Source organism: Brevibacillus nitrificans (assembly GCF_003710965.1).
Lineage (GTDB): Bacteria > Bacillota > Bacilli > Brevibacillales > Brevibacillaceae > Brevibacillus > Brevibacillus centrosporus.
On sequence record NZ_RHHU01000005.1, the window covers coordinates 371781 to 379591 of the forward strand.

7 protein-coding genes are annotated in these 7811 nt (G+C 51.3%); 5 read left to right on the forward strand and 2 right to left on the reverse strand.

The window, feature by feature from the left end; all coding sequences use genetic code 11:
- Positions 1 to 18 precede the first annotated feature (18 nt).
- From EDM59_RS11805 to EDM59_RS11825, 5 genes are all read left to right on the forward strand, one after another.
- Positions 19 to 381: a response regulator gene (locus EDM59_RS11805; RefSeq protein WP_122923775.1), complete on the forward strand. Its 363-nt coding sequence runs from the start codon at positions 19 to 21 to the stop codon at positions 379 to 381.
- Positions 378 to 3260, forward strand: a complete 2883-nt coding sequence (locus EDM59_RS11810) for an ATP-binding protein (protein ID WP_122923776.1) — start codon at positions 378 to 380, stop codon at positions 3258 to 3260. Before EDM59_RS11805 ends, EDM59_RS11810 begins: the two co-directional genes overlap by 4 nt.
- A gap of 199 nt (positions 3261 to 3459) precedes the next feature.
- Complete coding sequence (locus tag EDM59_RS11815; protein WP_122923777.1) at positions 3460 to 3663, forward strand: cold-shock protein; 204 nt, start codon at positions 3460 to 3462, stop codon at positions 3661 to 3663.
- Positions 3664 to 3735: 72 nt separating this feature from the next.
- Complete coding sequence (locus tag EDM59_RS11820) at positions 3736 to 4044, forward strand: hypothetical protein (RefSeq protein WP_092273831.1); 309 nt, start codon at positions 3736 to 3738, stop codon at positions 4042 to 4044.
- A gap of 228 nt (positions 4045 to 4272) precedes the next feature.
- Entirely contained in the window at positions 4273 to 5307 is a 1035-nt protein-coding gene (locus EDM59_RS11825) for an acyltransferase family protein (RefSeq protein WP_122923778.1), read from the forward strand.
- A 30-nt stretch (positions 5308 to 5337) separates the two neighbouring features.
- On the opposite strand, the gene EDM59_RS11830 is transcribed toward EDM59_RS11825, so the two are convergent.
- Complete coding sequence (locus EDM59_RS11830) at positions 5338 to 6465, reverse strand: histidine kinase N-terminal domain-containing protein (protein WP_122923779.1); 1128 nt, start codon at positions 6463 to 6465, stop codon at positions 5338 to 5340.
- A 191-nt stretch (positions 6466 to 6656) separates the two neighbouring features.
- A partial coding sequence (locus EDM59_RS11835) for a BclA C-terminal domain-containing protein (RefSeq protein WP_122923780.1) occupies positions 6657 to 7811 on the reverse strand: 1155 nt, incomplete at its 5' end.

The window sequence follows — 7811 nt, forward strand, 5'->3', positions numbered from 1 at the left end:
GAGTTGGAGTGAACATTTATGGCGCATATATTACTTGCGGAAGACGAACCTGTCCTGCGCATGCTGATCGGCGATACACTGGAGGACGAGGGTCATCAGCTGGACATCGCCTGTGATGGAGAGGAAGCCCTGCAAAGAATCGAGCAAAACCACTACGACCTGATCATTTTGGATTACATGATGCCCAAGCTGACGGGCTACGAGGTCTTGCTCCACATCAAACAGATTCCGGAGAGAGGCAGCTGCAAAATCATGATCCTCTCCGCGAAAAGCCAGCATGCCGAGCAGGAAAAAATGCGTGCAGCAGGCGCGGATGCCTTCATTCCCAAGCCGTTTAGCCCGATGGAGCTGGTACGGATCGTGGAGGACATGCTTTCATGAGCGAAATCAGGCAGATCTTGAAAAAAAGCATCACCCGCCGCTTCACTGCCATGATGCTTACGTTTCTGTCGCTTCTGGTTGCCGGGGCAGCCATTGTGCTGTACATGAATTACTCCGCCTTCTCTCAATACCAGACAACACTGAAAGCTTCCATGGAAAAGCGAGTGCTCGTGGAACAGATCGTCGAACACACGAACCAGATCTTTTTTCGTGCGCGCGGCTATTACGCCTTTTTAAATCCGAATGAATACAACCAATTGTTCGTGGAAAAGCAAAAGCTGGAACAGGCGATCGACGCCTATAAAAAGCTGCCGCTCACCTCACAGGAGCAGATTGTTGTCGCCTCGATCGAGTCGTTTCAGAGCAACTTTTTCACGAACATCTTTCCGATGGCAGCTGGATACGCAAAAGCAGGAGATTATGAAGCGCTCCGTGCATTTTCGTCGAGTGGTGTGAACCAGGAAGTAAATAACCTGATGAGCTATGCTGCCAACTACAAAAAGCAGAACGAGCAGCTGCTGCTGCAAGAAAACCGCACGCTGTTTGCCAATGTGATCAGCCAAAGCCAATGGTTCGTCCTCTACATCGTGGTCGTCCTCATCTTCTCCATCTGGGTAACGAGACGAACCACCCGCGATATCGGCGCCCCTCTCGAACGTCTTTCTGTAGAGGCAGATCGCTTTTCCCGCGGGGAGCTTCCCCACTTCCAAGACCTGCACCGCGTCGACGAAATCGGAAATCTCGCCCGTTCTCTCGACTATTTAATCCGGCAAATCCAGATCAAGGAAGAAACCTTGATGGCACAAAATGAAGAGCTGCAAGCCCAACAGGATGAGCTGATGATGCAGCAGGAGGAGTTGCAGGAAGCTCTCGCCAAGATGGAGGACAACGAGCGCTATCTGCAAAAGAGAAACCGGCTGATTCAGTCGCTTGCCAATACGTTGGACAAGCAGGAGCTGCTGCAAAGCATTATCCGGAACATCGTCGAGGTGATGGAGGCGGACAAGGGTGTCATCGTCCTGATGAACACCGATCAAGACGTCTCCAGCTTTGGTGTTTCGGAGCATGGGGTGGATCAGTTTTTACGTGGACTGGATCACGGACCCCTCGTCCGCGTACGGGAAACCCGGGAGCCCTACGTGCTTGTACGAGAAAGCACCGATGCCGAACAAGGCTACCAGGAAGGCTTTTCGCAGACCAACGAGCTGTACCTGCCTGTCTTTCATGCCGATCAAGAGCTCGTCGCCTGTATCGTCGTCTCTCGCATCGGCCGTGCTCTCTCCCCTCAGGAGCAGCAAATGGCCATGGGACTTTCCAAACAGATCTCGCTGTCTTTGGACAAGCTTGCCATGCACGAGGAGACGGAAAAGCAGCGCCAGATCACGCAAGATATGCTCGATACCATCCAAGAGGGCGTTCAGCTCGTCGACAACAATGGTGTAACGGTACAGGTAAACCGTACTTTCCGCGAGCTTCTGCAATTTGATCAGTGTCCTGCAGGTCAGACGTTGGAGCTTCCCGGTTACTTCCGTCACATGGACGGCCTCATACGCGATCACCAAGAGCTCGTCGCTTTTGTGAAAACAGCGCTCTCTGAAGATGGCACAGGCGAATTCGCAACCCATCTCATCGAGCTTACTCATCCGCACGTCCGGTACATCCAGCTGTATGCAGAGCATTTGTTCCGCGATCAGAAAAAATGGGGGACCCTGCTCGTCTACCGGGATATTACCAAGGAATACGAAATCGACCAGATGAAGTCGGAGTTCGTCAGTACGGTTAGCCATGAGCTGCGGACTCCGCTCGCCAGTGTACTCGGATTTGCCGAGCTGCTGCTGAACAAAGAGCTGAAGCCGGAGCGCCAGCAGCGCTACATGACCGCGATCTATCAGGAAGCGAAACGTCTGACAGCCCTGATCAATGATTTTCTCGATCTGCAGCGGATGGAATCGGGGCGACAATCCTATGAGGAAGAGCCAGTCGCGATCGATCAGCTGATCCGTGAGGTTTTCGCCTTGTACCGCGTACAGTCCACGCGGCACACGTTCCACTTGGAGCTGTTGACCGAGCATACCGCGATTCGCGGTGATAAAAGCAAGCTGCACCAGATGCTGATGAACCTGATCGGCAATGCCGTCAAGTACTCCCCGCAGGGCGGTCAGATCCGTGTCATTTGCCGCCGGGAAGGAAACAGGCTGGCCCTGGATATTCAAGACGAAGGGCTGGGAATCCCTGCTGAGTCGATCCCGCATCTATTTACCAAATTTTATCGAGTCGATAACTCGGATCGCCGCGAAATCGGTGGGACTGGCTTGGGTCTTTCCATCGTCCTGGAAATCGTGCGCGTCCACCAAGGTGAAGTCTCCGTGGTCTCGGAGGAAGGGACTGGCAGTACGTTTACCGTCAAGCTGCCGTTGTCTGCAAGTCCTGGGTCAGCGGATCAAAACCGTCTGTCTCCCCCTTTCCAATCGATACCGCCACACCCGAATGGACAGATCGTCCTCATTGAAGATGACGCGAACCTGCTGGAGCTGTTACGGGACGAATTGGTGGGGTCAGGCTTTACCGTCTATCCTTTTTCCAAGGCCACTCCTGCCCTGCAGGCGATCGAGAAGATTCGCCCGGACGCCATCGTGCTGGATCTGTTACTAGCAGATGGGGAGGACGGCTGGAAGGTCATTGAGGGCATGAGGGACACCCCCGAGCTGCAAGCCATTCCGATCATCATCTCCAGCGCGCTCGAGGAAAAGAAAAAGGCCTTTGAATGGGGAGCAAACGGGTATCTCATCAAGCCTTATCACCCCGATACGCTCTCCAAGACCATTTTGCTGGCGATCTCCAACAGAGAAGCAGCTGGCCAGATTCTCATCCCTGAATAGCAGCCAAAGGCAGTGGACTTTCATCCGCTGCCTTTTCCTCATCAGATTAATTTCCAGAAAACTTCCCATTATGCTATGGGAAACTATGATTTTTTCTGTATCGTCCAAAATTGCAATAGGCCAGAAAATCTTGGTATATTCGCGGGCATTCCATCACACATTAATAGAGGTAAAAGTCCCCTGCAAAGGAGGAGTTCATTTGTATTTCTCTAAAAAAGCAATCGTTCCGGTCGAAGAAGAGGAAACAGATGTGTGGATGTGCAGCAATGATGGCTGTACGTGCTGGATGAGAGATAACTTTTCCTTTGACGAAATCCCCAGCTGCCCATTCTGTCAGTCACAAATGGTGAAGGATACGAAAATGCTCCCCGTTTTAACAAATCATAGCAAGCGCCACTCCTAATTGTGCCTTCTCTTTTTTGCCTAGCGGGCCTACAATAAACTCATGACGTACGTTTGTTAGAGGAGTATGCCCATGAACCGAAAAGAGATGGAAGAACAAGTGATTCAAGCCTACCAGCGAGACGAAGGTATGATGATACTCGTGTTCGCTCAATGGTGTGTCAACCATGGTCTGGATGCACAGGAAATCTATCGTCGTGCCTATCCCGATCAGGCCTCAAACCCTTTGCTAGCACAGATGATGGAGAATACCGTCCCCAAAGAAGAAGCGGAGGAAATCCCCGATACCACCCTGCTCGGGGTTCTGTCTCTCTTTGGAAACGACGACTTGGCGTTTGTGGTCAGCGAAGAAATGGAACGGCTGAAAAAGCATAGAGGGTAAAGGAGCAAAGTCACACAAAACGGGTGTGGCTTTTTTCTTTGTTTCTTTTGCAACTTCCATGTACAGGTAAACCGTCTAATGTTTACATGCTTCTATACAAGTAAAATCAAATATAATTCTAAGAAACATTTTTTATCGTATAGGGATACGTCGGATATCCGCAGTGTCAGCCATTCGGAGTTTATTGTTTGAGCGATCGCAAGTCGACAAAAATAAATGGAGAATGCCATGTATACGGATTCGAAAATCTTGAAGTCCTTGTTTTACATTCAGCTGGTTTCGAGCTTCTTGGTGGTAGTCGGCCACTTTACTGCCTCCGTGCTTTACTTTAACGATCCTTTTTGGGTAGTCGCCCTAAATCAGATCAGTCGATACGGCACCGTCCTTTTGACGATCGCCACCGGCTATCTGACTGCCTACTCGTTTGATAGGAAGCAGCCCTCATTTCGCGAGTTTTTTACAGGCAAGCTGATCTACATCGTCATCCCGTTTCTCGTATCCGGGGTGCTCTATCACTACTTGCTGAAAAATGGGATGCCCCACTCCGTAGGCGATTTCGCCAACATCGTCCTCGGCAAAACAGGAGACCATCTCTACTTTGTGTTCATGATCTGCCAGTACTATGTGATCGCCTACTTTTTACGAAATGTCATTACCAAGCGCAACATTCTTTACGTCATCTGGATCTTGCTCGCTGTGCAGTACGTCTACATCCATTACCTGCACCAGGGCTGGCTGGGCTTGACCACACGCCATATGCTTCCTACCTGGATCTTTACCCTGTATATGGGGCATCTGATCTACTGGTATCGGGAGTGGATCCTCACGTTTTTACGGAACAACCGCTCCATCCTCATGGTGGTGACCGGTGTTTCTACTGCGGCTGCGATCTATTTTGTCGTTTCAAGCAAGCTTTTTGTGGCTGTTCATCTGACATTTGTTTTTGCAACACTGCTTTCTTTCCTCGTGCTCATGGTCTTTTTCCTGGAGCTGGTCGACCATCTGCATATCAAATTTCGGAAGGGCCTCACCTACTTTATCTTCCTGTTTCACTCGGCCTTCCTCATTTTGTTCAAAGACTTTTTCTATCAGGTCTATGGCGAAGTATCCTGGATCTTTCAGAATACCTGGTACTCTCTTCTGTACCTGCTTGGAATTTTTGTGTGCAGCGCTCTCTTTTCCGTCCTGCTGGTTCAGCTGGTCAAGCGACTGGAGCGTGCGTGGGCAAGCATGGGGAAAATCCGGAGGGAAAGACTGCAATAACGAACTTATGCTTTACAGAAAAAAGGCCTCTCAGTCGAGGGCCTTTTTTTCGTGCATGCGTCCCATGGCGGGCTGGAACTGCATCGTAAACGTGGTGTTTTTTTCAGAGGACTCGCAGGTAAGGGTTCCTGCGTGCCGCTCGATAATCTCCTTGCAGACGTACAGCCCAATCCCTGTCCCAAGCTCTTTCGTCGTAAAAAACGGCTCGAAAATAACAGAAAGCAGGTCAGGAGGAATCGGGATTCCGTTGTTCGAGATGGAAATTTGGGTGATGCCGCTGACTTGAGAGACACGTATGCCCACCACTTTTTGACCTGACTTGCGGTAGAGGGCATCCAGTGCATTGGAGATGATGTTGATGAAGACCTGCTTGATCTCATCACGGTAGCCGGTCAGCTCGCACTCCGGGTCAATCCAGCACTGAATATCTGCATTGACGTCTACGATATTCGGGTACAAAAACGCCAGAATTTCTTCAAAGAGCTGCTGAATATTGAATACCTCGCTCTTTCGTGTGATGACCCCTTTTTTCGAGACCAGCAAAAATTGCGAGACCCGATAATTCAGCTGATGCAGCTCATTCACGATGATGTCGACGTACGGAAGATTCGGATGGTCCTCTTTCAGGAGCTTGGAAAACCCGATAATGGAGGTCAGCGGATTCCGGAACTCATGAACAAAGCTGGAAGCCATTTGTCCCAGAATCGTGAGGCGGTCTTTGTGAGAGCGCTCGATAAACAGCTTCTTTTCCGCCAAATCGTTGTTTTTTAGCTCCGTATATTTCGATACGGCGTGTACCAGAAAAACATCAAAGCACTCGTTAATCTTGACGATTGCGGGTACCAGAATAGACGGTTCAAAGGATCCCTTTTGCAGCAGCTCCAGGATCAGACTTCGTCCTAGGCAGACATTATAAACAAAATCCCCGATATTGATGTCCGCCTGATTGCGCTCGTTGGCAACTTTAAATGCTAGCTGTTTAATATCCTCATGCGTAATCTGCTCGCGAAAATACCCGACCACCATTCTGTACATGGCCTGTCCGTTGAGATGAATAAAGCCTTTAAACTGATCGTGTTCGGAAGCTACTACCTGTTCTCGAAACGTCTCCACGATTGCTGTTTCATGCTCATCCAAATATGTAGTCAGTTCATTCATCTGCCACCTGTCCCCACTTCGCATGTACACGCATAATATTTGCAAACATTATACTATATCCTGCCCGTTTATTATCCAAATCTTTTGAGTTGTGGGCATTTTTCCTGTTTTCTCCTTTTCTCTCCCAGTTTTAGGAATGAAAAAGGAAGGCGGTCACGAAGACAGCCCTCCCCCCAAAGATTTGTTTGTCTTTAATCTAGTCGGACAATCGTTAAGGTAGCGCCTGCACCGGTAAGCAGTGTAGCCGCTCCGAGCAAGCCAAACAGCTGCAAGGTAATCGTCGATCCAGCGGTGAGCGCCGCGATCGTTGTGCTGTTGAACGAGGATAAAGACAGCGCTGGGGAAATAACCGACGGATTGAAAGGTGTTCCATTGATCACGAGCCGCGAGCTGACGAGAAGCGCAGCTGTTGTATTGATCGAGTAGGAAAGCAGGTAATTGCCCGCTGACGGAACGGTAAAGACTGTGTTTGCTCCGTTAACCGTGACCCCATTTAAGACCTGGTTGTTGGGAAGTGGAACGGCCGTGCCTCCTAATATGACGGCGATAATCGACCCTCCTGTGTTAGCTCCGAAGCCATTCGTTGTGGTAAAGGCGGTGCCTGTGGCTCCGGTGGCTCCGGTGGCTCCGGTGGCTCCCGTGAGTCCTGTAACTCCAGTGGCTCCGGTGGCTCCGGTGGCTCCCGTGAGTCCTGTAACTCCAGTGGCTCCGGTTGCTCCGGTGGCTCCGGTGGCTCCTGTGGCTCCTGTGGCTCCTGTGGCTCCGGTTTCTCCAGTGGCTCCGGTGGCTCCAGTTACTCCGGTTGCTCCCGTGAGTCCTGTAACTCCGGTGGCTCCGGTGGCTCCGGTTACTCCCGGCGCTCCCGTGACTCCGGTTGCTCCAGCTACTCCCGGCGCTCCTGTCGCTCCCGTGGCTCCAGTGGCCCCCGTAACTCCGGTGGCTCCTGTTGCTCCCGTGGCTCCGGTTTCTCCTGTTACTCCGGTGGCTCCCGTGGCTCCGGTTACTCCTGTTACTCCGGTGGCTCCCGTGGCTCCGGTTTCTCCTGTTACTCCGGTTACTCCGGTGGCTCCGGTTGCTCCAGTTGCCCCTGTGACTCCCGTTTCTCCAGTGGCTCCGGTTTCTCCAGTTACTCCGGTTGCTCCAGTTGCTCCCGTTGTTCCCGTTACTCCTGTAGCACCTGTGGCTCCCGTGACTCCGGTGGCTCCAGTTGCCCCTGTTACTCCGGTTTCTCCAGTTACTCCTGTTGCTCCTGTTGCTCCTGTTGCTCCTGTTGCTCCTGTTGCTCCCGTGAGTCCTGTGAGTCCTGTAACTCCTGTGGCTCCAGTTGCTCCTGTGACTCCTGTTGC